The sequence below is a fragment of the Hymenobacter yonginensis genome (assembly GCF_027625995.1).
Lineage (GTDB): Bacteria > Bacteroidota > Bacteroidia > Cytophagales > Hymenobacteraceae > Hymenobacter > Hymenobacter yonginensis.
This window is the reverse complement of sequence record NZ_CP115396.1, coordinates 1,397,901-1,421,249: the sequence shown is the minus strand read 5'-3', so window position 1 is coordinate 1,421,249 and position 23,349 is coordinate 1,397,901. Positions and strand designations below refer to the sequence as shown.

21 protein-coding genes are annotated in these 23,349 nt (G+C 61.6%); 13 read left to right on the top strand and 8 right to left on the bottom strand.

Features of this window, described 5'->3' with window-relative positions:
- Positions 1-70: 70 nt before the first annotated feature.
- From O9Z63_RS06125 to O9Z63_RS06115, 3 genes are all read left to right on the top strand, one after another.
- The gene (locus tag O9Z63_RS06125) at positions 71-1,327 is read left to right on the top strand and encodes a pyridoxal phosphate-dependent aminotransferase (protein ID WP_270128431.1); all 1,257 of its coding nucleotides are present in this window, start codon (positions 71-73) and stop codon (positions 1,325-1,327) included.
- A 393-nt stretch (positions 1,328-1,720) separates the two neighbouring features.
- Entirely contained in the window at positions 1,721-4,174 is a 2,454-nt protein-coding gene (locus tag O9Z63_RS06120) for an outer membrane beta-barrel protein (RefSeq protein ID WP_270128430.1), read from the top strand.
- 110 nt (positions 4,175-4,284) lie between these two features.
- A complete protein-coding gene (locus O9Z63_RS06115) occupies positions 4,285-5,004 on the top strand; it encodes a tRNA1(Val) (adenine(37)-N6)-methyltransferase (protein WP_270128429.1) in 720 nt (239 codons plus the stop codon).
- Positions 5,005-5,012: 8 nt separating this feature from the next.
- On the opposite strand, the gene O9Z63_RS06110 is transcribed toward O9Z63_RS06115, so the two are convergent.
- The 3 genes from O9Z63_RS06110 to O9Z63_RS06100 form a co-directional block, all read right to left on the bottom strand.
- Positions 5,013-5,723 (bottom strand): ABC transporter ATP-binding protein, encoded by a 711-nt coding sequence (locus O9Z63_RS06110; protein WP_270128428.1) that lies wholly within the window; start codon positions 5,721-5,723, stop codon positions 5,013-5,015.
- Positions 5,724-5,726: 3 nt separating this feature from the next.
- Positions 5,727-6,650 (bottom strand): hypothetical protein, encoded by a 924-nt coding sequence (locus O9Z63_RS06105; protein WP_270128427.1) that lies wholly within the window; start codon positions 6,648-6,650, stop codon positions 5,727-5,729.
- A gap of 274 nt (positions 6,651-6,924) precedes the next feature.
- Positions 6,925-8,283, bottom strand: coding sequence for a saccharopine dehydrogenase C-terminal domain-containing protein (locus O9Z63_RS06100; RefSeq protein ID WP_270128426.1), 1,359 nt, complete (start codon positions 8,281-8,283; stop codon positions 6,925-6,927).
- A gap of 286 nt (positions 8,284-8,569) precedes the next feature.
- On the opposite strand from O9Z63_RS06100, the gene cdd reads away from it, so the two are divergent.
- Both cdd and O9Z63_RS06090 read left to right on the top strand, forming a co-directional pair.
- On the top strand, positions 8,570-9,061 hold the full coding sequence (cdd, locus tag O9Z63_RS06095; RefSeq protein WP_270128425.1) for a cytidine deaminase: 492 nt from the start codon (positions 8,570-8,572) through the stop codon (positions 9,059-9,061).
- A gap of 114 nt (positions 9,062-9,175) precedes the next feature.
- The gene (locus tag O9Z63_RS06090) at positions 9,176-9,835 is read left to right on the top strand and encodes an alpha/beta hydrolase (protein WP_270128424.1); all 660 of its coding nucleotides are present in this window, start codon (positions 9,176-9,178) and stop codon (positions 9,833-9,835) included.
- 72 nt (positions 9,836-9,907) lie between these two features.
- Here the strand turns inward: O9Z63_RS06090 and O9Z63_RS06085 are convergent, their stop codons facing one another.
- From O9Z63_RS06085 to O9Z63_RS06070, 4 genes are all read right to left on the bottom strand, one after another.
- Positions 9,908-10,657 (bottom strand): SDR family NAD(P)-dependent oxidoreductase, encoded by a 750-nt coding sequence (locus tag O9Z63_RS06085; protein WP_270128423.1) that lies wholly within the window; start codon positions 10,655-10,657, stop codon positions 9,908-9,910.
- A gap of 104 nt (positions 10,658-10,761) precedes the next feature.
- Positions 10,762-11,586 (bottom strand): type IX secretion/gliding motility protein PorT/SprT, encoded by an 825-nt coding sequence (gene porT / locus O9Z63_RS06080; RefSeq protein ID WP_270128422.1) that lies wholly within the window; start codon positions 11,584-11,586, stop codon positions 10,762-10,764.
- On the bottom strand, positions 11,535-12,263 hold the full coding sequence (ubiE, locus tag O9Z63_RS06075) for a bifunctional demethylmenaquinone methyltransferase/2-methoxy-6-polyprenyl-1,4-benzoquinol methylase UbiE (RefSeq protein ID WP_044017859.1): 729 nt from the start codon (positions 12,261-12,263) through the stop codon (positions 11,535-11,537). The genes porT and ubiE overlap by 52 nt, the downstream gene beginning before the upstream one ends.
- Before the next feature lie 128 nt (positions 12,264-12,391).
- Positions 12,392-14,566 (bottom strand): OmpA family protein, encoded by a 2,175-nt coding sequence (locus tag O9Z63_RS06070; protein WP_270128421.1) that lies wholly within the window; start codon positions 14,564-14,566, stop codon positions 12,392-12,394.
- 532 nt (positions 14,567-15,098) lie between these two features.
- Here O9Z63_RS06070 and yihA point away from each other — a divergent pair.
- The 3 genes from yihA (at position 15,099) to O9Z63_RS06055 (ending at position 16,895) form a co-directional block, all read left to right on the top strand.
- Positions 15,099-15,716, top strand: coding sequence for a ribosome biogenesis GTP-binding protein YihA/YsxC (yihA, locus tag O9Z63_RS06065; protein ID WP_270128420.1), 618 nt, complete (start codon positions 15,099-15,101; stop codon positions 15,714-15,716).
- A 77-nt stretch (positions 15,717-15,793) separates the two neighbouring features.
- Positions 15,794-16,279: an energy transducer TonB gene (locus O9Z63_RS06060; protein WP_270128419.1), complete on the top strand. Its 486-nt coding sequence runs from the start codon at positions 15,794-15,796 to the stop codon at positions 16,277-16,279.
- 31 nt (positions 16,280-16,310) lie between these two features.
- Complete coding sequence (locus tag O9Z63_RS06055) at positions 16,311-16,895, top strand: DUF5606 family protein (protein WP_044017863.1); 585 nt, start codon at positions 16,311-16,313, stop codon at positions 16,893-16,895.
- 96 nt (positions 16,896-16,991) lie between these two features.
- Here O9Z63_RS06055 and fbp read toward each other — a convergent pair whose 3' ends face one another.
- Positions 16,992-18,008: a class 1 fructose-bisphosphatase gene (gene fbp / locus O9Z63_RS06050; RefSeq protein WP_270128418.1), complete on the bottom strand. Its 1,017-nt coding sequence runs from the start codon at positions 18,006-18,008 to the stop codon at positions 16,992-16,994.
- Between the two features lie 96 nt (positions 18,009-18,104).
- Here fbp and O9Z63_RS06045 point away from each other — a divergent pair, with 96 nt between their 5' ends.
- From O9Z63_RS06045 to rsgA, 5 genes are all read left to right on the top strand, one after another.
- Positions 18,105-19,385, top strand: a complete 1,281-nt coding sequence (locus O9Z63_RS06045) for an aspartate kinase (RefSeq protein ID WP_270128417.1) — start codon at positions 18,105-18,107, stop codon at positions 19,383-19,385.
- A gap of 154 nt (positions 19,386-19,539) precedes the next feature.
- On the top strand, positions 19,540-19,989 hold the full coding sequence (locus O9Z63_RS06040; protein WP_270128416.1) for a Fur family transcriptional regulator: 450 nt from the start codon (positions 19,540-19,542) through the stop codon (positions 19,987-19,989).
- Between the two features lie 144 nt (positions 19,990-20,133).
- A complete protein-coding gene (locus O9Z63_RS06035) occupies positions 20,134-20,772 on the top strand; it encodes a peroxiredoxin (RefSeq protein ID WP_270128415.1) in 639 nt (212 codons plus the stop codon).
- A gap of 207 nt (positions 20,773-20,979) precedes the next feature.
- Positions 20,980-22,224, top strand: a complete 1,245-nt coding sequence (locus O9Z63_RS06030; RefSeq protein ID WP_270128414.1) for a 3-deoxy-D-manno-octulosonic acid transferase — start codon at positions 20,980-20,982, stop codon at positions 22,222-22,224.
- Positions 22,225-22,329: 105 nt separating this feature from the next.
- Positions 22,330-23,256: a ribosome small subunit-dependent GTPase A gene (gene rsgA, locus O9Z63_RS06025; RefSeq protein WP_270128413.1), complete on the top strand. Its 927-nt coding sequence runs from the start codon at positions 22,330-22,332 to the stop codon at positions 23,254-23,256.
- Positions 23,257-23,349 lie beyond the last annotated feature (93 nt).

Sequence of the window (23,349 nt, the reverse complement as noted above, 5' to 3'; positions counted from 1 at the left end):
TTGTCGGGGGCCGGAATTTTTCCGCCTTTCTGTTCTTCCTACATTTGGCCGACCACAAACTGTCTTTCTCATGCAAGTTTCGCGAATGGCCGGCAGCCTCATCGGCTCCGAAATCATCAAAATCGGCAACGAAGTAAACGACATGATCCGCCGGGGAGAGCAGATCTGCAACCTGACCATCGGCGACTTCGACCCCGCCATTTTCCCGATTCCGGCCGCCCTCGAAACCGAAATCACCAACGCCTACCAGGCCGGGCACACCAACTACCCGCCCGCCAACGGCATGGCCGCCCTGCGCGAAGCCGCCACGGCCTTCACCAAGGAGCGCCTGGGCCTCGACTACTCCCCCAACGACGTGCTGGTGGCCGGCGGCTCGCGGCCGCTCATCTATGCCACCTACCTGGCCCTCATAGACCCCGGCGACCGGGTGGTGTTTCCGGTGCCGAGCTGGAACAACAACCACTACTGCCACCTCTCGGGTGCCGAGCCGGTGATGGTGGAAACCCGGCCCGAAAACAACTTCATGCCCACGGCCGAGGAGTTGGCCCCGCACTTGGCTGGCGCTACGTTGCTGGCGCTCTGCTCGCCGCTCAACCCCACCGGCACGGTCTTCACCCGCGACAATCTGCTGGCCATCTGCGATTTGGTGCTGGCCGAAAACCAGCGCCGCCAGCCTGGCGAAAAGCCGCTCTACCTGCTCTATGACCAGATTTACTGGATGCTCACCTTCGGCCAGACCGAGCACTTCGACCCGGTGAACCTGCGCCCCGAGCTGCGCGACTATGTGGTGTACATCGACGGCATCTCGAAGTGCCTGGCCGCCACCGGCGTGCGGGTGGGCTATGCCTTCGGGCCGGCCGTGGTGATTGACAAGATGAAGGCCATTCTGGGCCACGTGGGGGCCTGGGCGCCCAAGGCCGAGCAGGTGGCCACCGCCAAGTTTCTGCCCAACGCCCCGGCCGTTGATGGCTTCGTCGGTGAGTTCAAGGAGAAGATTCAGCGCAGCCTGGACACGCTGCACACGGGCCTGCAGGAGCTGAAAGCGGCCGGCTACCCCGTCGATTCCATCGTGCCGATGGGCGCCATCTACCTCACGGCCCGCCTTGATGTGCTGGGCAAAACCACCCCGGCCGGCCAGCTGCTCAGCACCACCAAAGAGCTGACTTCCTACCTGATCAGCGACGCCGGGCTGGCGCTGGTGCCGTTCAGCGCCTTCGGCACGGCCGGCACGGCGCCGTGGTTCCGCATGTCGGTGGGCGGCGCGTCGCTGGAGTCGATTGAGGCGGCCCTGCCCCGTTTGCGGGCAGCGCTGGACGCGCTGCGGTAGCTGCGCGGCGCGGCTTTGTCCTGGTTTCGCGGCGGTGCGCCCGGCGCTTTTATGAAGAATCCCTGGCTGATACGGCCAGGGATTCTCTTTTTGGGCCTGTTTGGTCGTTTTGCAGGCTGCGGGCTGATTTAGCGGTGTGCCATCAAATACCTGGCAATCATTTGTTCCCGCAAGGCCAATCCAACTATGAGAATATTCAATGAATAGTATTTTTGCCGGAACATAGTTTGTTGCTACCTTTCAGTATGCAAAGTAAGCCGGGGGCTATCTGCCTGCTTTTTTGCTGCTCTATCTGCTCGCTACCTACCTGAGTGCCTGTCCTGACCAGCGCCGGCAACTCAACCTAACACCTATTGCACGTTCCGTTTTTCTCTCCCACCGGAAAGTGCACCCATGAATCCTTTTTTTGCCGACGCTCAGCGCCGGATTTCCTATCTACTGCCGCTGCTTGCTCTGTCGGGGCCGCTGGCGGCGCAGGAGTTGCCGGCGGCAGTTCAGGGCCAGGTGCGTACCGCCAACGGGGCTCCGGTGGAATATGCCACCGTAATGCTGCACCGCGCCATCGACTCGGTGGCGCTAAAAACCGAGTTTACGGATGCGAGCGGCCATTTCCTGCTGGTTCCGGCCAGCACAGGCCAGTATCTGGTATCGGTGGTGCACGTCGGCTACGCGCAGACCTGGGCGGGCCCCGTCACTGTCACGAGCGGACCGATGCAGCCGTTGCGCCTGACGCTAGTGCCCAGCACCACGCAGCAGCTTCGCGGCGTTACCGTCACGGGCCAGAAGCCGCCCTTCGAGCGCCTGCCCGACCGCACCGTCATCAACGTGGAAAACAGCCCGCTCTCCAGCGGCAACACCGTGCTCGATGTGCTGGGCCGCGCCCCGGGCGTAACGGTTGGCGGCAACGACGATCTGGCGCTGCGGGGCAAACGGGGCGTGCTGGTGCTGCTCGACGGTAAGCGGGTGCCGATGAACGGCGCCGAGCTAGCCAATATGCTGCGGGCTCTACCCGCCGAGCAGGTGAGCACCATGGAGCTGATTCCGAACCCGCCCGCCAAGTACGACGCGCAGGGTACGGCCGGGGTCATACTCATCAACCTGAAGAAAGACCAGCACCTGGGCACCAACGGCAGCGTGAATGCCAGCTACGGGCGCGGGCGCTACGGCAAGCATACCTCGGGCCTGTCGCTGAACCACCGGGGGCCGCACGCCAACCTCTACGCCACCTACGCCTACACCGACCGCCGCAACTTTCAGAACCTAGTGTTTTCGCGGCTTCACCGGCCCGAGGGGCTGCCCCAGGCCAGCAGCCAGCAGCGCAACGAAATGCGCAACCATCTGGTGTCGCACACCTGGAAAGCGGGCCTCGACTACACCCTGAGCAAGCAAACCACGCTGGGCGCCATGGTGAGCGGGCTGGCCAGCCAGTCGCCGTGGCAGGGCACTAATGAGTCGGCGTTTTTTGACGCCCAGGGCCAGCCCGTGAGCCGCTACACCTCCGACAACTTCCGCGACCTGCGCACGCCCAACGTGGCCGCCAACCTCACGTTCCGCCACACGTTCCGCCCCGATTCGGCGGGCACACCCGAGCTGACGGCAGATGCCGACATGGCCCGCTACGGTATCCGACGCGGGCTGAACCTGGCGACAACCTTTAGCCTGCCCGCCGACCGGCCGGCTACGACGCTCACCGGCACACACGACGGCACGCTGCATATCCAAAGCGCCAAGGCCGACTACGTGCGCCCGCTGCCGCGCGGCCTGCGCCTGGAGCTGGGCCTGAAAGCCAGCCAGGTGCGCGCCGACAACGACGTGGTGTTTTACCGAAACGGCAGCTTGCTGCCGGACGCCACCCAGTCGAACCGCTTCCGCTACGACGAAAGCATCCGGGCGGCTTACCTGACGATGAGCCGTACCCGGCCGGGCCTCACGCTCACGGCCGGCCTGCGCGCCGAGCAGACCGTGGCCACCGGCCGCCAGAACATCGGCAACGAAAACTTCGACCGCCGCTACCTGCAGCTGTTCCCGAACCTGAGTTTGAGCCGCACGCTGTCGGAGGCGCACACGGTGGGCTTCACCCTGAGCCGCCGCCTCGACCGGCCCACCTACACCCAGCTAAACCCCTTCCGCACCTACGTCGACGCCACCTCGTACCGCGCCGGCAACCCTTACCTGCAGCCCATGACCAGCTACAGCGCCGAGCTGAACCACACTTGGCGCCAGAAATACACCACGGGCCTGAGCTACGCGCGCGGCCACTGGCCCATCGTGCCGGTGTACCTGGCCCAGCCCGGCCCCGAGCGCTTGGTGGCCGCCACCGACGTGAACCTGCAAACCCGCCACTACTACGCCTTCACGCTCACGGCCCCGCTGGCCCCCACCAAATGGTGGCAGCTCTACACCGATATCGAGCTGTTTTACATCTACTTCGATGGCCGCCTGAGCAGTACCACCGCCCCGGCCGGCCGGCCGGGTGCCATTGCCAGCGCCAACAGCACCTTCACCCTGGGCAAGGGCTGGACTGCCGACCTCAATGGCAGCTACCACTCGCGCGAGTGGTACGCTTTCCAGGTGGTGGAGGCGTTTGGGCAGCTGGGTGTGGGCGTGCAGAAAAGCCTGCTCGACGGCCGGGCCACGCTGCGCCTCAACGCCACTGACCTGCTCTATACGGCGCCAATTACGGCCACCTCGCGCTATCAGGTGTTTGAGGAACGCTACCGCGCCAACCAGGACAGCCGGGCGGCCACGGTGTCGTTTACGTACCGCTTCGGCAGCAACGAGGTGCCGCCGGCCCGCAAGCGGGCTACGGGAGCCGAGGAGGAAAAGCGTCGCGCCGTTAGCCAATAGCCGCGGAACACAGCAGGACTTGGCAGGTCATTTTCGCTGAAAAACGCTGGCCCGCGCTGGAACAGTCGATACGCTGCGGATCTTTGCGGCCCGTTTGTTTGCTGTCTGTCGTGGCCAATTCGTATTTTCAGTTCAAAGAGTTCCGGATTGAGCAGGGTGCGTGCGCCATGAAGGTGAGCACCGACGCCTGCGTGCTGGGTGCCGTGGCCCCGGTGGCCGGCGCCCAACGGCTGCTCGATATCGGGACGGGCACCGGCCTTTTGGCCCTGATGGCGGCTCAGCGCAATGCCGCCGCGGCCATCGAGGCCATTGAGCTGGACCCCACCGCCGCCGCGCAGGCCGCTGCCAACTTCCGAGCCAGCCCCTGGGCGGCCCGCCTCACGCTGCACGCGGTACCACTGGCCGGCCTGGCCGCCACCCACCCTGCTCCCTTCGACGGCATCATCTGCAACCCGCCTTTCTTCCGCCACTCCCTCCGCTCGCCCGACGCCCGGCGCACCACCGCCCGCCACACCACGGATGATTCACTGACCTTCGCGGAGCTGGCGCAGTTCGCAGCCGACTTCCTGACCCCAGCCGGCCACCTCACGGTGCTGCTGCCACCGCCTGAAATGCAGCACTTCGAGCAGGCCGCCGCCAAAGCTGGCCTCTGGCCGACCACCCAACTGATAGTGCGGCACCGGGCCGGCAGCAAGCCGCTGCGCCACATCACTACGTTTGAGCGCCAGCCTGCCCCGCTCCGGCAGCAGGAGCTGCTGATAAAAGGTGCCAATGAGGAGTATTCGCAGGCTTTTCGGGAATTGCTGGGGCCGTTTTATCTGGCGCTGTAGTGGCTGCTTCAGACCTGGCCTTCAGCTGGCAAAAGCCGGTGGACCTGGGCTAGCTTTTCCTGGTAGAACTCGTCGAGCAGATCGGCCTGCACGTGCCCGAAATCGGCGGCGGTGTAGCGGCGGCGCACGGTACCGTCAGCCAGCACAGTCAGCTCGTCGCAGAGCTCGGTGAGGGAGCCCAGCAGGTGCGAGGTCAGCAGAATGCCCACGCCCTGCCCGCGCAGTCGCCGCAGAATTTCCATCAACAGCAGGTTGGCATTCAGATCGAGGCCATTGAAGGGCTCGTCGAGGATGAGGTAGCGGAAGGGCTGCACCAGCAAGGCCAGCAGCGCCAGCTTCTTCTTCATGCCGGCCGAATACTCCTCGGCGTACTGGTCGAGGGGCAGTTCCAGCAGCTGGTTCCAGCCGTTGAAATCCCCCACAGCCCGGCCGCGGGCCTGCAGCGTGAACTCCAGGTATTCGCGGCCGGTGAGGCGCGGGTAGAAATACGGCTCGTAGGGCAGCAGCCCGGTGTGGGCGCGGATGGGCAGGCCGGTGGTTTCCACCACTGTGCCCTGGTAGTCGGCGTGCAGGCCGTAGAGGCAGTGCAGCAGCGTGGTTTTGCCGGCGCCGTTGGCCCCCACCAAGCCGTGCAGGGTGCCGGTCTGCAGCGTCAGGCTCACATCGTGCAGCACCGGCTGGCTTCCAAAGGCTTTGCTCAGGTTGCGAATCTCAATCATGCCTCAGTCTTGTCGGAAAGTGGAGAGCCGCTGCCGGCTTTTCCAGAGCAGCCCCGCAAACGCCACCAGCAGCAGCGCCGGAAACACCGGCTGCCCCGCCAGCAGTGCTAGTGACAGGATGGCGCCCTGGGTGAGGCGCACCAGCAGCGCATCGGGGTAGAAAGCATACCGGGCCAGCACTACCATCGTGAGCAGCACCGCTCCGCCCAGCAGCAGCAGGCCCGCCCCGCCGGCTCCCGCTGGCCCCAAGGCCAGCAGCCCGGCAAACGGCGCGGCCGTGAGCAGCAGGTAAAGCAGTGCCAGCCCCACGCGCCGTCGCAGCCACGCCCCCGGCTGCCGGAGGGCCGGCAGCAGCAGCGTCCAGGGCTCAGGGTTTCCGTAGCACCCAGCCAGCAGCAACAGCCAAACGACCAGCGCCAGGGCCGGCACCTCCGGATACTGCCGCCCCCACACGGCCCCGGCCAGCAGCAGCGGCCACCACACCGCGGCAGCCGTTTGCCGCAGGCCGCTCACCAGCTCCAAGGCCTCGCTGCGCACCAGGCTGCGGCGGCGTTTCTTGCTGTCCTGAGGCCAGGCCGCCGGCAGCCAAGCGGCGGCCACGGCCAGCCCCAGCGTCAGGAGCGCCGCGCCCAGCTGCCCGAAGGCCAGCAGTGCGGCCACAGCCGGCACACTCCACAGCCCGTATTCGGCGGCCAGCCACGGCCGGAAGCTGGGCGCGGTCAGCTGCAGAAACGCCAGATCGGGGCGGCGGCGGTGCTGGCTGCCAATGAATAGGGCCACCAACAGCGGCACCAGCCACTGCCCGGCCGCGTGCGGGGCTAGCACCACGAAGGCGCGCGCCACCGACAAGAGTAGAAACGGCCCCAGCAATGCCAGCCGCCACCAGCCCAGCTCGGCCAGCAAGCGGCCACCTATTCGCAGCCGCATCCACAGATACCCTTTCAAGCGCGCAGAATTGATTTGATCCAGGACAGGGAAGCGGCCGGGCACATGCCTAAGTTGGCACGCACCCGCGGCTGCCTAGAGAAGCTGTTATAGATACTTTTCGGCTGGGTGAACGAGGTAGAGGCGCAATATCTTGCGTCTCGCCGTTGCTGATGTTGTTTCGCCGCACAATCCGGCGTCAGTCGTTCAACGACGAGACTCCAACTATTGCGTAGCTACCTCGCCTGTTCCTGCCTTACAACAGCTGTTAGCAAGCCTAGCGCGCGGTTTCGTGCTCCTCGAACCGGATGCCGTAGTCGGCCGCCAGCTCTGCCAGAATCGGCTGGTAGAGGTCGGCACCGGTGGGGATGAGCACGCCCCGGGCGGCCACCTCGCCCCGCGCTAGGCGGCGCACCGCCATGCCCAGCGGCAAGCCCACCGTTTTGGCCATGGCCGTGTGCGTGGCATCATCCCCAAGCACCACCAGCGAGCTGGTACGGCCGTAGCGCACGCCCGCCAGCTCAAACTCAAACAGGTGCTGCATCACAATCATGTCGTGGTCGGCGGGCTGCAGCTGCCACTTCTGCGTCAGCAGGCGCTCCAGCAGCTGGGCCGGCGTGCCATTGGCCAGGCCCACGGGCTGCTCCCCAAACAAGCCCAGCCACTGCAGCCTCTCCATCTCCGGCCCGGCCATCGAAAGCCCCAGATAGTCGGCACAGTGGGCTGCCAGCGCGGTTTCGGTGGCGGCCCGCGGCACCAGCACCGGCAGATACGACTCCAGCAGCTCGCGCCAAGTCAGGTCGGCGGCATTGCCCAGATGCACGGTATCATCGGTGAGGCCCAGGCGCACCAGCGCGTGCCAGGCGGCGCAGTAACCGGCCCGGCGCAGTGTGCCGCGCAGAATCGTCGGAATATCGTCGAGGCCGTAGGGCGCGCGGTAGCTGAGCGAGTCGCGGTTGGCGTAGCCGTCGAAGTCGCCGTAGCCGGGCACCGATATCGACTCGGTGCGGGCAAACAGGTGCTGGTAGGGGATGTAGCGCGGATGGCCATTTTCCAGATACTTGGCCGTGCTTTGCCCGGCCAGCACCACGTTGCGGGGGTTCCAGGTGAACTTGTACTTCCACGGATTATCCCCTTCCGAATCGGGCGCCATCAGCCCCCCGCAGTACGACTTAAACGAGGTGATGCGGCCGCCCCGCTCCCGGATTTCCTCAATCACGGCCATGGCCGACATGTGGTCGAGACCGGGGTCGAGGCCGCATTCCATCAGCAGCGTACACCCGGCCGCCCGCGCCGCCGCATCCAGGCCCCTGATTTCCTCACTCACGTAGCTGGCCGTGGCCAGGTGGCGGCCCAGCTGCACGCACATGCGCGCTACCGGCCCGTGCAGCAGCGCCGGCAGCATCGAAAGAACGATGTCGGCGCCACTTACCAGCTCCTGCAACAGGGCCTCATCTTCCAGCGCGAAAGGCACGGCGCGGGCGTATTCGCTGTGCGCGGCCAGCACCGGCACCAGATGCGCTGGGTTGGCATCGGCCACGGTGAGAAACCAGTTTTCGGTGGGCGCGTGGCGCAGCAGGTACTGAATCAGCGAGGAAGCCGAACGGCCGGCCCCGAGCAGGGTGATACGGGTCATGGGTGGGAATTTGCGGAGAAGCCAATCAGGCCCGGCATAGTGGGCAAGTCAGCACAGCAGTTGAGAAGGCACAAAACAGGGCCAATTCTAACGAATTCCTGCCAATCCGGTCTGTCCGCAGCCCTGGTCGGCCATCAGGCCAGACTGCAAATGCGGAACAGCCATTCCCGCGGCCGCCTTTCTCCGGGCTGCATACCGATACTCCGCCGGATTTGTAGTACATTCACCGCCCCTTCTTCTGCCGGGGCCGCGAGCCGGTACCGGAATATCTATTTCTGCCTATTTCATGGCCCACCCGCTCCACCTCACCATTCACGTAGAGGTTCTCACTGAAGCCGAGCTAACGCCCGCCGAAGCCCTTACCTGGCAGGCCGCCCGCACCGCCACCGACCAGGCCTACGCGCCTTATTCGCACTTCCACGTCGGCGCTTCCCTCCTGCTCGACGACGGCACCATCTTCCGGGGCACCAATCAGGAAAACGCGGCCTTCCCGTCGGGGCTTTGCGCCGAGCGCACCGCTCTGTTTGGGCTGGCCGCCTCGCAGCCCGAGCGGCGCATTCTGGGCATGGCCGTAGCCGCCCGCCCCGCCGCCGGCGACTTCGTGCCGGTATCGTCGTGCGGGGCCTGCCGCCAAGTGATGGCCGAGTACGAGCACCGCCAGAAGCAGGCCATTCCGCTGCTCATGCCCGGCCCCGACGGCAGCATCTACCGTTTCCGCAGCCTCTCCGACCTGCTGCCGTTTGGCTTCAGCGCCGACGATCTGCCGTCGAAAGGCTGATTCTCTTTCCTCGTTCGGCCCGCATATTGCCGCCGTTTGTTCGGCAGGCAACGGCTACTGCTGGGCGCTCTGCCCTGACGAACGGGCGGGCGGCCCGAACTGATTTTGCGTGCTATGGCTCAGGAACACCACATATCGGTTGCGCGTACGGCGCGCTATTTCCAGCTGGGCGAGCTAACCGCCGCCACCCGGCAGGTGTGGTTTGTGTGCCACGGCTACGGCCAGCTGGCCCAGTATTTCATCCGGCACTTCGCGGCCATCAGCGCCGCCGATCCTTCTCTGGTGGTGGTGGCGCCCGAGGGCCTTTCGCGGTTCTACCTACAAGGTACCAGCGGCCGTGTGGGCGCCACCTGGATGACGCGTGAAGACCGGCTGCTCGAAATCGACGACTACGTCGGCTACCTCAACCAGCTGGCCGCCACCCTGCTGCCCCAAGCCTCGGCTGAGGCCCGGGTAACGGTGCTGGGCTTCTCGCAGGGCGCTGCTACAGTCAGCCGCTGGCTGGCGCGCGCGCCCTTCCGGCCGGCCCGGCTGGTGCTGTGGGCCGGCGCCTTCCCGCCCGACATGGACTTTCAGGCAGCCGGGCGGTTGCTGCGCGGCCTGCCCGTCACGCTGGTCTGCGGCGACGAAGACGAGTTTGTTTCGCCTGCTGATGTAGAGAAGCAAAGTGCGTTTCTGCGCGAATTCGGCGTAGAGCCTGAAATCCTGCGCTTCGCCGGCCAGCACACCTTGCACGCCGGCCTGCTGCAGCAGCTGGCCTCCCGACAGCTCTAAACGCAACAAAGCCCGACCAACTGATTGGCCGGGCTTTGTTTTTGCAGCACGCTGCAGTGCGTTGGCTTTCGGTTATGACTCCCGCCGAATGGTAGCAGCCGCGCCCTGTGCCGTTGGCAGCAGCAGCACTTCGGCCACGTTTACGTGCGGCGGGCGGGTCACCATGAACTGAATGACTTCGGCCACATCCTGCGCCACCAGCGGCTGAAAGCCCTTGTACACCGACTCGGCCCGGGCTTCGTCGCCTTTAAAGCGCACCTTTGAGAAGTCGGTTTCCACCGCGCCCGGGTTCACCTCTGCCACCCGGATGTTGTGGGGCAGCAGATCCAGGCGCATGGTGCGGGTCAGCATCGATACGGCCGCCTTGGAGGCGCAGTACACGTTGCCGTTGGCATAGGCCTCAATGCCGGCAATGGAGCCGATATTGATAATGTGGCCCACCTGCCGGCGCGTCATGGCGGGCAGCACGGCCCGGCTCACATAGAGCAGCCCCTTCACGTTGCCATCTAGCATGGCGTCCCAGTCGTCGGGGTTGCCGTCCTGAATCGGGGCCAGGCCGTGGGCATTGCCGGCGTTGTTGATCAGCACGTCTACCTCAGCAAACGCGGCAGGCAAACTTCCGACGGCAGCCTCCACCGCCGCCCGGTCGCGCACGTCGAAGGTTAGAATATGCGTGGGTGTATTGGCGAGTTCCCGGGCAAGTTCCTCCAGCTTCTCGCGGCGGCGCCCGGTAACGACCAATTGGAACCCGGCCTGTGCCAGCGCTACGGCCGTAGCGCGGCCAATACCCGAGGAAGCCCCGGTGATGAAGGCAGTTTTCATATAGACTTGTTAAAACGACAGAGAGCCAGATGCAAAATGGCTGGCCACGCCAACACACTGTTGGGCAGCCAGCCATTTCTTGATTTCAGCCACGCATTCGTAGGTTACTCAAAGGTCAGGTACAGCGTCACCGTGTTGCTGCGCAGGCTTTGAATGCTGCGGCTGTAGATGTTGTCTACGCCCTGGTGCTGGTTGCTCAAGCCATGCGAGAAACGCAGCTCGGGGGCAAACTTGAAGAACGGGTAAAACAGGTCGAGACCCACGCCATACTCAATAGCCAGGTCGCTGCTGGCCACCGACAGCTGGTTGCGGTCCGGGTCTTTGCGACGGGTACCCACATTTACGCTGGGCTTGAGGCCACCCACCACGTACACGCGCGTATTGCGGCGACGCTCCGAGTGAAACTTCACCAGCAGCGGCAGATCCACCTGCGTGGCCCCTACCTCTTGGGTCAGGATTTCGTCTGGGTCATTATCGTTGGCAGGATTTGGCGTGTAGCCATCTGGCTTGAATTCAATCTGGCGCGTGATAAAGCTCACGCCCGGCGCAAAGCGCAGATTCAGGTAGTCGTTCAGCCGCGCATCGCCCACAAAGCCCACCGCAAAGCCAGGGCTGATCTTGGAATTAGCCGTCACGCCGCGCGACGTGCCAAAATTGGCGATATACTCCGGCGACTGCTCGACCTTGTAGCTCGAGAAGTTCGGGGCAATGTAGAAGCCGGGGTGAAACCACTTGTCGTCGTAGCCGGGCAGGTTTTGCACCGTAATGGACTTCACGCGGCCGCCTTTGCCCCGGCTGGCGCTGCTCCGGCTCTTGTTCTGCGCCAGCCCGCTGAGCGGCACGGCCAGAGCCAGCAGGCCGGCCAATGCAACCTGGCTTACTTGAGTGCGGTGTAAATGGAGCTGATGCCGAAAGTGAGGGGTTGCCATGCGGGAGAAGTAAAGCCAACCTGCCGGAGAATAGCCAGAAAGTCGGGGCCGTCCGGGAAAGCCTGCACCGATTCGGGCAGGTACGTGTAGGCGGCGCGGTCTTTGGAGATGAGTTTACCAAATACCGGCAGAATATGCCGGAAGTAAAAATTATAAGCCTGTTTCATGGGAAAGGCCGTGGGCTTGGAAAACTCCAGAATCACGAGCTTGCCACCCGGCCGCAGCACCCGCCGCATTTCGGCCAGGCCAATTGCCAGATTTTCGAAGTTGCGCACCCCAAACGAAGCCGTTACGGCGTCGAAGTGGCCGTCCGGAAACGGCAGATTCTCCGAGTCGCCCAGCTCCAGCCGGATTCGGTTGGTGAGGCCTTTTGCTTCCAGCTTCTTACGCCCAACCGCCAGCATGCCTTCCGAAATATCCACCCCCGTTACCTGCGCATCGGCCGAGGCCGCCCGCAGCGTTTCGATGGCGAAATCGGCGGTACCGGTGGCAATATCCAGAATCCGGGCCGGCCGCAGCTGCTTCAGCTCGCTCACGGCTTTGCGCCGCCAGTAGATATCGGTGCCCGCACTCAGGAAGTGGTTGAGGAAGTCATACTTCCCGGCGATGCTGTTAAACATGTGCGCCACCTGCGACTTTTTGCCAGCGGTGTCGTCTTTGTAAGGTACTACGGCCATAGTTCTGGGGCGAACAACGAAAATTCGGGGGCGAAATTGCCCAAACATAACGCTGGTTCGGCCATTATGTTGAAAAAAAACGGGCCGGGCAATGTGCCCGGCCCGTTTTACTTGCTGTCTGAAGCGGCTTAGTCGTTGTCCGTCTTCACTTTGGTCTTTTCGCCGTTGGCGTCTTTGGTCTTGGCATCAATGGTACCGTCTTTGGTAACCGTTTTGCTTTTCTCGTCCGAAGCGCCTTTGGTTTTCACTTTCACTTTGTCGCTGTCCTCGTCCACTTTGGTTTTCACCTTCGTGCCGTCGGCCATCTTCACCTTGCTTTTGCCGGGCTGCAGCGGCACAGTGCGCACCGGAGTAGCCGAGGTTGGAGCGGCAGGAGGCGTCATGGTTGGCATGGCTTCGCCTTCTTTCAGGATCGTGCGGAACTCCACGCGGCGGTTAAGCTGCATGTTCTCCGGCGTATCGTTGCCAGCAGCCGGACGACGCTCGCCGTAGCTCACCGTTACCATGCGGGTTTCGCCTACACCCTGCTTCTTCAGGTAATTGTAAGCAGCATTGGCGCGGTTCTGGCCCAGTACCATGTTGTACTCGTCGGTATTGCGCGAGTCGCAGTGGCCCTCGATGGAGATGTTCACACCAGGGTTAGCAGCCAGAATAGCAGCAATGTTGTTCAGCTCCGTGATGCTCTCAGCGCGCAGCTTGTATTTGTCGGTATCGAAGTAGATGGGCTTCATAGCCACACCAGCTACCGTGCTCGTATCTACGTAGTCAACGTAGAAGTTTTTCTCAATAACCGTCGAATCGTTAGTCGATACGGGTACTGCGAATTCCTCCGTGGCTACGTTCTGGCCGTCTTTGGAAGCAGCTACCTGGTACGTACGGCCCGAAAGCACGTTCACCTGATAGTCGCCGGTTTCTGGCTTGGTTACGTCGCGGTAGCTCAGGGCCGTTTTATCGGCCTGCGTGCCGCTGAACACCAGCTCCACCCCGGGAACTACCGTCGTGCTGTCGCGCTTGCTAAACACTTTGCCCCGGATGATGGCATTCTTGATGTAGTTGATGGTGTAGATGTCCTTCTCACCATAGCCACCGATGCGGTACGACGACAGGTACGCATACGAACCGTTCGGGCTCAGACGGTAGTAGGTGTCATCATCGGGCGTATTCACAGGGTAGCCCATGTTCTCCGGGCGGCCCCATTTGTTGCCTACCGAATCATACTCCGACTTGAAGATGTCGTAGCCACCCATGGTGTTGTGGCCGCGCGAGGCGAAGTACAGCGTCCGGCCATCTTTACTCAGGTACGGGCTGTCGTCATCGTACTTGGTGTTGATGCCGGCAACCGGCTTGGCCGTGCCCCAGTCGCCACCCTGCTGACGGGTAGCGTAGTAGATGTCCAGCGTACCGTCTTCCGAGTACTTGCCCGTAGAGAAGTAGATGGTGCGGCCGTCCGGCGTGATGTACGCGTCCGACTCGAAGGCTTTGGAGTTGATGTTGTCGTTCAACTTCTTCGGCTCCGTCCAGTCAGCGCCCGACTTCTCGGCGTACATGATGTCGCCGTTCTCGTCGTTGCGATACATCAGCAACTTGGTGTCGTTATCGAACACCTGAATCGAAGCATCGTGGCCTTTGCCGTTGAGCACCGTGCTCAACGAGCGTGGCTTCTCCCAGTTCTCGTCGTCGATGCGACGCGCTTCGTAAATATTTTCGTAGTACTGGCCGTCAGTTGCCAGATTCTTGTCTTTCTTGTTGTTCTTAGCGTCCTGCGCAACCGACTGAGCACTCATGTTGTCGGAGCGCGACGTGAAGAGCAGGATCTTGTCGTCCTGCGAAATCACGGGGCTGTGCTCCGAGTAAGGCGTGTTGATCGTGGGACCTAGGTTCTTCACGAAGATGTCCTTGGGGCTGTTGAACTGCACCTTGGCGTTTTTCGAGTGCTGGATCAACTGCGCCAACTGGGCTTTGCGGGTGTCCTTGGGCTTCAGCGTGGCGTTGTAAGCCTGGTAGTGCGTGATGGCCTCATCGAAGTTGTAGTTGAGGTGGTCGACACGGCCGAGCCAATACTCTACGTCCTTCGAAACTTTAGGCTTCAGCTTTTGAGCCTTGTAGATGTAGTCGCTGGCTTTCTCTTTGTCGAACGACATATAAGAAATGCCGGCGCGGAACAGCGCTAACGCATTGTTGGGCTCCTTTGCCAGTACCTGCTCATAGTAAGGAATAGAGGCCCGGTAGTTTTCTTGGTCGAATAACTTATTTGCCGTCTTAAGCTGCTGGCGCGTGCTCTGGGCCAGCGCAGGCTGGGCCACGGCAGCGGTAAGAGCTAAGGCGCAAGAGGCTTTCAATAACCTTTTGACTAAGTTGTCCATCTGAGGAGGGGTTTGAGGAATAAGGAGTTGCAAGAGGAGTTAACCCAGGTGCGGATGCTGATTGTGGCAGCGGTTTTGCGGTAAGATGCCTCTTATACTGAAAACCTGTCCTAGGGTTAAGTAGGGAACTATTTTTTTCGCGTTAGAAAGAGTTGTTTTTCTTCATTACGCTACTTATTACCGGATTTTGGCGAGTGCAGCACCAATGAATTTGGGGGCAAAGATAGAAATTTTATAATACCACCTTAGTCCCATCCAATTCAGTTAAATAAGTGCAGCAACGCCTGGAAAAAAATAAAGATATACCACTTTTTTTGCCTGGAGCAGGGCACTCGAACCGCGCAAATATAGGCCTGCTTTACAAAGAACCTTGACTAGCCTACGAAATTTGCCTGTGCTACGGTTTACCTGGCACAGCGGGAATCAATGTATTTCCGGGCGTACCTTTGCTTACACACCTGTTGATTTCAGTATGCAAATTCGTGACGCTTCTTTCTTAATGAGCAATACGCGGGTAGACCAATGTCCGCCGCCCACGCTCCCTGAGTATGCCTTTATCGGGCGCTCCAACGTGGGCAAATCTTCGCTTATTAATATGCTGATGGAGCGCAAAGGGCTGGCCAAAACGTCTTCCCTGCCGGGCAAGACCCAGCTCATCAACCATTTTCTGGTTAACAAAGAGTGGTATCTGGTTGACTTACCGGGCTATGGCTATGCCAAGGTCAGCAAGGACAGCCGCGTGAAGTGGGGCCGCATGATTAATTTCTATCTGCGCCAGCGAGAAAACCTATCCTGCGTGTTTGTGCTGATTGATTCCCGCCATACGGCCCAAGCCGTCGACCTGGAGTTCATGGAAATGCTCGGCACCGAAGGCATTCCGTTTGTGATGGTCTTCACCAAAGCCGACAAACAATCCGGGAGCCGCACGCATCAGAACGTGACGGAATACATGCGCAAGATGAGCGAGTCGTGGGATGAGGTGCCGCGCCATTTTATTACGTCGGCGGAGGAGAGAACGGGCCGCGACGAGGTGCTGGCCTTCATTGAAGACGTGAACCGGCAGATGGCCCAAACGGAGGAGATTGTGTAGATTGGCCTCGTAATTGTCTGGGTACCGGGCCGGGTTGTTCCGGCTTTTTCCTTCCCTTTTTTCTTGCTGTTACGTTCATGAAAAAACTTTCCTTCGCGCTGGCCCTGGGCCTGCTGGCCTGCTCGGTGCCGGCGTTGGCGCAGAAAACCAAAGTAAAGGTCAAGACTGACGGGCCGGCGCCGGAAACGGTAGCGCCTGAAGCCGAGCCAGCCGCGGCAGCTCCGGCGCATCAGGTAGGCAACGTGGGCAAAACCATTCCGGTAGCCGAGTACTACGAGGGTGGCCAGGATGCCCTGTATGCTTTTATTGAAAAGGAAAAGAAGTACCCGATTCTGGCCCGCCGCAACCGGATCCAGGGCACTTGTATCGTGAGCTTCACGCTCACAACCAACGGAACCTTGGAAGGCATCAAGCTCGTAAAGAATATCGGGGGTGGCTGCGGCGAGGAGGCGCTTCGTGTGGTGCGCCTGCTCCAGTTCAAGAAGCCCGACTACGCAGTGCTGACCAGCCTGCCGATTGTATTTAAGCTGCCAGCCCCCGGCCAAGCCGCCGCAACTGAGTAACTTTGCTTTTTCCAACAACTGTTTTACCCCTATGCCCTACGACCTGAAGGAGATTGCCGCTATCAGCGGAATGCCCGGTCTGTACCGCCTCGTGAAGCCAACCCGCGCTGGCGTAATCGTGGAAGCCCTCAATGAGCAGGCAACCCGCTCCGTGGCCTCGGCCCGCAACAAGGTGTCGTTGCTGCAGGAGATTTCCATTTACACCCAGGACTACGACCAGACGGTACCGCTGACGGAAGTTTTCGACCGGATTTACCAAAAGCACGGCAGCAGCCTGGCCCTCACCCACAAGTCGGATGACCGGGACCTGACGGCGTTCATGGGCGAAATCATCCCCGACTACGACCGGGACCGGGTGTACATGTCCGACATCAAGAAGCTGGTGCAGTGGTACCACGTGGTAAGCAGCCGCCTGGAGTACCAGGAGGCCGCTGAAGAAGCTACCGAAGCTGCCGCCGCTGAAACCGAAGCCCCCGCTGCAGCGCCTGCTAAGAAAGCAGCCAAGAAAGCCGACGACGAGGCTACGGAAGAAAAGCCGAAAGCCAAGAAGAAAGCCGCTGAGCCCGCTGAGGAAGCAGAAAAGGCGCCCAAGAAAAGCGCCAAGAAGAAAGACTAGTTCTTTTCTTCAACAGCAATAAAGAAGCCCGTCTGCAGTAGTGCAGACGGGCTTCTTTTTATAGGTATGCCAGCTAAATACGGCCGAAGCGGCCGTCTACTCTGCCTGAGCCAGCTCGCGGGCCATAAACTCTTCAGCCTGGCTCACCAAGTCTACAGAGCCAATGAACAGTGGACACCGGTCGTGCATATCCAGGGGCTCGATTTCCATGGTGCGCATGTAGCCGTTGCTGGCTTTGCCGCCGGCCTGCTCCACGATAAACGCCAGCGGGTTGCACTCGTACATGAGGCGCAGCTTGCCCTTCGGCGACTTCTGGGTGGACGGATAAATGTAGATACCGCCCTTGAGCAGGTTGCGGTGGAAGTCGGCTACCAATGAGCCGATGTAGCGGGCCGAGTAGCCCTGCTCCTTACAATACGCCACGTAGGCGGCCATGCCGGGCGAGAAGGAAACCGAGCTGCCCTCGTTTACGGAGTACACGTTGCCGGATTTCGGCGACTGAATGTTGGGGTGCGAGAGGAAGAACTCGCCTAGGCTGGGCTCGTAGGTGAAGCCGTTGACGCCGTTGCCAGTGGTGTACACCATCATGGTGCTGGAGCCGTAGATTACATAGCCGGCCGCTACCTGGTGGGTGCCGCTCTGCAGGCAGTCGGCCATCGTGCCTTCGGCGCCGGTGGGCGATACGCGCCGGTAGATGCTGAAGATGGTCCCGATGGACACGTTTACATCGATGTTGCTGGAGCCGTCGAGCGGGTCGATGGCCACGATGTACTTGCCCTGCACGTTGCCGGTCTGGATGACTTCCTCGTCTTCCTCGCTGATGATGGTGCACACCTCGCCGCCGTTGCGCAGCGCCCGGATGAAGCGGATGTTGGCAATGACGTCGAGCTTCTGCTGGTCTTCGCCCTGCACGTTGCGGTTGCCGTACGCGCCGGCAATATCGATGAGGCCGGAGCGGTTGATTTCGCGATTCACGATTTTGGCGGCCAGGGCAATATCGCGCAGCAACTGGCTCAGCTCGCCGGTGGCATAAGGGAAATCCTCCTGCTTGCGCATGATGAAACGGTCCAGAGTAGTGCCTACGGGCAGCGCCAGCTTGTCGTGTTGATTCATAAAAGCCTGAGAGAATGAACGGATGGGTGGGAAGCCAAAATTAACCTTTTTCGGGCGTAGTGGCACAAATATCCGTTCCGCCCTACATTTGAGCCCATGCAGGAATCCTCTCAGTTGAAAGTCTACAAGTTTGGCGGCGCCTCGGTGAAAGACGCCGCCGCCATCCGCAACCTCGGCCGCATTGTGCAGGAATACGGGGCCGGCGCGCCGCTGCTGATTGTGGTGTCGGCGATGGGCAAAACCACCAACGCGCTGGAGGAACTGTTTCAGCTGGCTTATAGCGGCCAGGATTTTACCGCCCCACTGGCCCGCCTGCGCGAGTTTCATGCGGGCGTAGCCGCGGAACTGGGTGTAGCCGACGAGGCAGCACCGGCCGACAGCGCCGCGCCGCTGCTGGCCACACTGTTCGAGCAGCTCGGCGACCGGATGGCCACCCTCCTTCCCGGCGATTACGACCGGCAGTACGACCAGATTGTGAGCTTCGGGGAACTGCTGGCGACGTGCATTGTGGCCCGCGCCCTGCATGCCCAGTGGCTGGACTGCCGCTCCTTGATTCGCACGGACCACACCTGGCGCGAGGGCCGCGTAGACTGGCCCACCACCGAGCGCCACCTGCTGGCCGCGCTGCCCGACCTGCTGGCCCGCGGCCCCGTCGTGACCCAGGGTTTCGTGGGCGGCACGTCCAGCGGCCAGACCACCACGCTGGGCCGGGAGGGCTCCGACTACACAGCCGCCATCTTCGCCTACTGCCTGCAGGCCGAGTCGGTGACGATCTGGAAGGACGTGGCGGGCTTACTGAACGCCGACCCCAAGTTTTTCCGGGATACGGTGCGCTACCCCGAAATCAGCTATCAGGAAACCATCGAAATGGCGTACTACGGCGCCAGCGTCATTCATCCCAAAACCATCAAGCCGCTGGCCGTGCGCCGGATTCCGCTGCTGGTGAAGTCGTTTCTGGACCCCAGCGCTGAGGGCACCCGCATCCACGACTGCCGCCACGGCTTATTGGCGCCGGCTTTTATCCGCAAGGACGGGCAGTGCTTGGTGTCGTTTGAGAGCAAGGACCTCACGTTTATCTCCGAGGAGAATCTGGAGGTGATTTTCGGGGCATTGGCGCAGGTGCGGCTCAAGATTCATCTGATGCAGAACTCGGCCATCAGCTTTTCGGTGTGCACGGATTTCTCGGCTTACCGCCTCGAAAAGCTACTGGCGCTGCTGCGCGACCAGTTCACTATCCATTACAACACGGGGCTGGAGCTCTACACCATCAAAAACTACGATGCGGCCAGCATCCAGCGCCTCACCGAGGGGCGCGAGCTGCTGCTGGAGCAACGCACCCGCCAGACCTTTCAGGTAGTCTGTCGCGGGCAGGTTTAGGGAGTTGTTCGTTGTCAGGCACAATGCATCTGCAGCAAGCGGCTTCTAACAACTGACAACGAGCAACTGACAACTCCCTTCCAGCGGCTTGACTGAACATTTTTGGGACTGGCGGGCTTATAGCCGTATCTTTGCGGAGAAGCATTCTTACCTAGTGACCTTTCATCCTGAACATACGCCGCCCACGCCGGGCCAACTGCGCGACCGACTGGCCAAGGCCGGCCTGCGGGCTACCCGGCAGCGCCTGACCATTCTGGAGTGCCTGCTGCAGCTGCCGGGCCACCCCACGGCCGAGCAGGTGCATCGGCAGGTGCTGCAGCAGGTGCCCAACCTGTCGCTGGGCACCGTGTACAAGGCCCTCGACTCGTTTGTGGAAGCCGGTCTCACACGCCGCGTAGCATCGGCCGAAGGCGCCTCGCGCCGCTACGACGCCGACTGCTCGGCGCATCACCACCTGATCTGCTCCGACACGCAGGAAATCCTGGATTTCCACGACCCGCAGCTGGATGCCCTGCTGCAGGAGTTTTTTGCGCAGCGCAACATGCCCGGCTTTCAGGCCCACACCTTTTCCCTGCACATCACCGGCGAGAAAGTAGCCCGCTAGGGCAGCACGAAGGTCATTCTCCTAGGCTTAGCCGTATGGCTTTTCGCGTAGCGTGGCCTGCCCTATTCCGCTGCTTCATCCGGTTGTACTCCCCCTTCTTCGCCTCCCCATCACCCAATCAATTCATCACCAAATCACCAATCCATGGCAGTTCTCGTAGGCAAGCGTGCCCCTTCTTTCAAAGCTACCGCTGTAATTGACGGCGAATTCGAAGAGGATTTCTCCCTCGACCGTTACCTGGGCAAGAAGCACGTCATCTTCTACTTCTACCCCGCCGACTTCACGTTCGTTTGCCCCACCGAAATTATTGCTTTCCAGGATCGTCTTGCCGACTTTGAGGCCAAGGGCGTGGCCATTGTAGGCTGCTCGACGGATACGCACTTCTCTCACTTTGCCTGGCTGCAGACGCCGCGCGACAACGGCGGCATCGAAGGCGTGAAATACCCGCTGGTGGCCGACGCCACCAAAACCATTGCGGCCAACTACGACGTGCTCGGCGGCCACTACGACTACAACGAGGCCGGCGAAATGACCTTCGTGGGCTCGCCCCTGGCCTACCGCGGCCTGTTCCTGATTGACAAGGACGGCATCGTGCGCCACCAGGTAGTAAACGACGGCCCCCTCGGCCGCAGCATCGACGAAGCCATGCGCATGGTGGACGCGCTGCAGTATTTCGAGGTGAAAGGCGAAGTTTGCCCCGCCAACTGGGAAGAAGGCAAAGAGGCTATGTCGGCCACCCGCGAAGGTGTTGCCAACTACCTCGGCAAGCAGGCCAACCACTAGGTATCTGAGCTTAGGGCTTAGGCTTAGAAGCACTTCGATTTAAAGGCTCCGGCGGATACGTCGGAGCCTTTTTTAGTTCGCCTGCAGGCAAAAGCCTACTTTTGCGCATTCCAGTGTAAACGGATTGTTTTTCGAGCTTCCGGATACGCACCAAGAACTCGCTGCTCTGGGCCCAAGCCCTAAGCACCATGCCCTAAGTCCTGAAAGTTGCCTTTTCTCTATTCCATTGTCCTGCGCCTGTATGCGTGGCTGCTGCAGCTGGTAGCGCCTTTTGTGCCCAAAGCGGCGCAATGGGTGCAGGGCCGGCAGGGGCTGCTGCCCCGGATTCAGGCCGCCCTGCAGGCCGAAACTGCGCCGCTGGCCTGGTTTCACTGCGCCTCGCTGGGCGAGTTTGAGCAGGGCCGCCCCCTGATGGAGGCCTACGCCGCCCGCTTCCCCGGCCACAAAATCGTGCTGACGTTCTTTTCGCCCTCCGGCTACGAGGTGCGCAAAAACTGGCCCGGCGCCCACTACATCTTCTACCTGCCACTGGATACGGCTGCCAACGCCCGCACCTTCCTGGATGCGGTACAGCCGCAGCTGGCCGTATTCGTGAAGTACGAGTTCTGGTATTTCTTTCTGGCCGAGCTGCAGCGGCGGCACATCACTACCATCTGCGTGTCTGCCATCTTCCGGCCCGACCAGCTGTTTTTCCAGCCCTGGGGCGGCTTCTTCCGGAAAATCCTGGGCTGCTTCACCCACATCTTCACCCAGAACCAAACCTCGGCCGCCCTGCTGCACGGTGCCGGTATCGGGCAGGCCAGCGTGGCCGGCGACACCCGCTTCGACACGGTGGTGCGCACCGCTGCCGCCACGCCCCGCCCGCTGCCCCTCGTAGACGCCTTCACCGACGACTGGGTGCCCGTGTTCATCATCGGCAGCAGCTGGCCCGAAGACCTGCCGGCCCTCACGCCGCTCCTGCGCCAGTACGCCGCGCAGCTCCGCTTCATCGTAGCGCCCCACGAAATCAGTGAAACCACGCTTCGGCTGGTGGAGGACGTGCTGCCCGGCCAAGTGGTGCGCTACTCCCGCGCCGAGCCCGCCACCGTGGCCCAGGCCCGGGTACTGCTCATCGACAACGTGGGGCTGCTCAGCCAGCTGTACCGGTTTGGGCATTTTGCCTACGTGGGCGGGGCTTTCGGCAAAGGCCTGCACAACACGCTGGAGGCCGCTGCCTTTGGCCTACCGCTGTTTTTCGGCCCTACTTACCACAAGTTTCAGGAAGCTGAAGACTTGGTAGACCTGGGCTGCGCCTTCCCGGTAAATTCGGCAGACGAGCTGCTGCGCGCCTTCGGGCCGCTGTTTCACCAGGAAGAAGCCCGCCTGAAAGTGCAGGACCTCAGCCTCGACTACGTACACGACCACAGCGGCGCCACCAACAAAATCATGCGCTGGCTCGACCAGAGTAACTGAGCAGTTGAGTAACTGAGTAGTGCGTTCTACAGCTCGACCCTGCTACTCAGTTACTCAACTGCTCAGTTACTCCTTACTCAGATACTCCTTTACTCAGTTACTCTCATGACCGGAACCGTTGTAAAATCCACAGGCTCGTGGTATGTGGTGCGCGAAACCGGCACGGGGCAGCTGCACCGCTGCCGGCTGCGGGGCAAATTCAAGATCAAAGGCCTGAAGGTGAGCAACCCGCTGGCCGTGGGCGACGAGGTGGCCTTCACGGTGGAAGAGCAGACCGAAGGCGCTGGCGTAATTCACCACATCGAGCCGCGCCGCAACTACATCATCCGGCGCTCGGTGCACAAAACCGAGCACGCCCACATCGTCGCCGCCAACCTCGACCAAGCCATGCTGGTGGTCACGCTGGTTTCGCCGGCTACCTCGTTCGGCTTCATCGACCGGTTTCTGGTGACGGCCGAGGCCTACCGGGTTCCGGTAACGCTGCTTTTCAACAAAACCGACCTTTACGACGATGACCTCGCCGACTACCAAGAGCAGATTCTAGACATGTACCAGCGCATCGGCTACCCGGGCATGCGCTGCTCGGCCCACACCGGCGAAGGCGTGGCGGAAATCGACGCCCAGCTCAACGGCAAAACCACCCTGCTTTCCGGCCACTCCGGCGTGGGCAAAAGCACGCTTATCAATGCACTGGTGCCCGACCTGGACCTAAAAACCGCCGAAATCAGCGAGTTTTCCGACAAGGGCGTGCACACTACCACTTTTGCTGAGATGCTGGAAGTGCGCCCCGGCACCTTCCTCATCGACACGCCCGGCATCAAGGAACTGGGCCTCGTGGACATGAAAGCCGGCGAGTTGGCCCACTACTTTCCCGAAATGCGCGCCCTGCTCAACCAGTGCCGCTACCACAACTGCCAGCACCTACACGAGCCCGGCTGCGCCGTACGCGAAGCCGTCGACAAAGGCCGCATTGCCCTCCCCCGCTACGACAGCTATGTAAGCATGCAGCAAGCCGACGACAATCGGAAATAGGTGTTTTTTGGTGATGGGGTGATGGAGTGACAGGTAAAGAAAGAACGTCATTCCGAGCGAAGGGAGGAATCTCGCGTGCTGATGCCTGGCTAC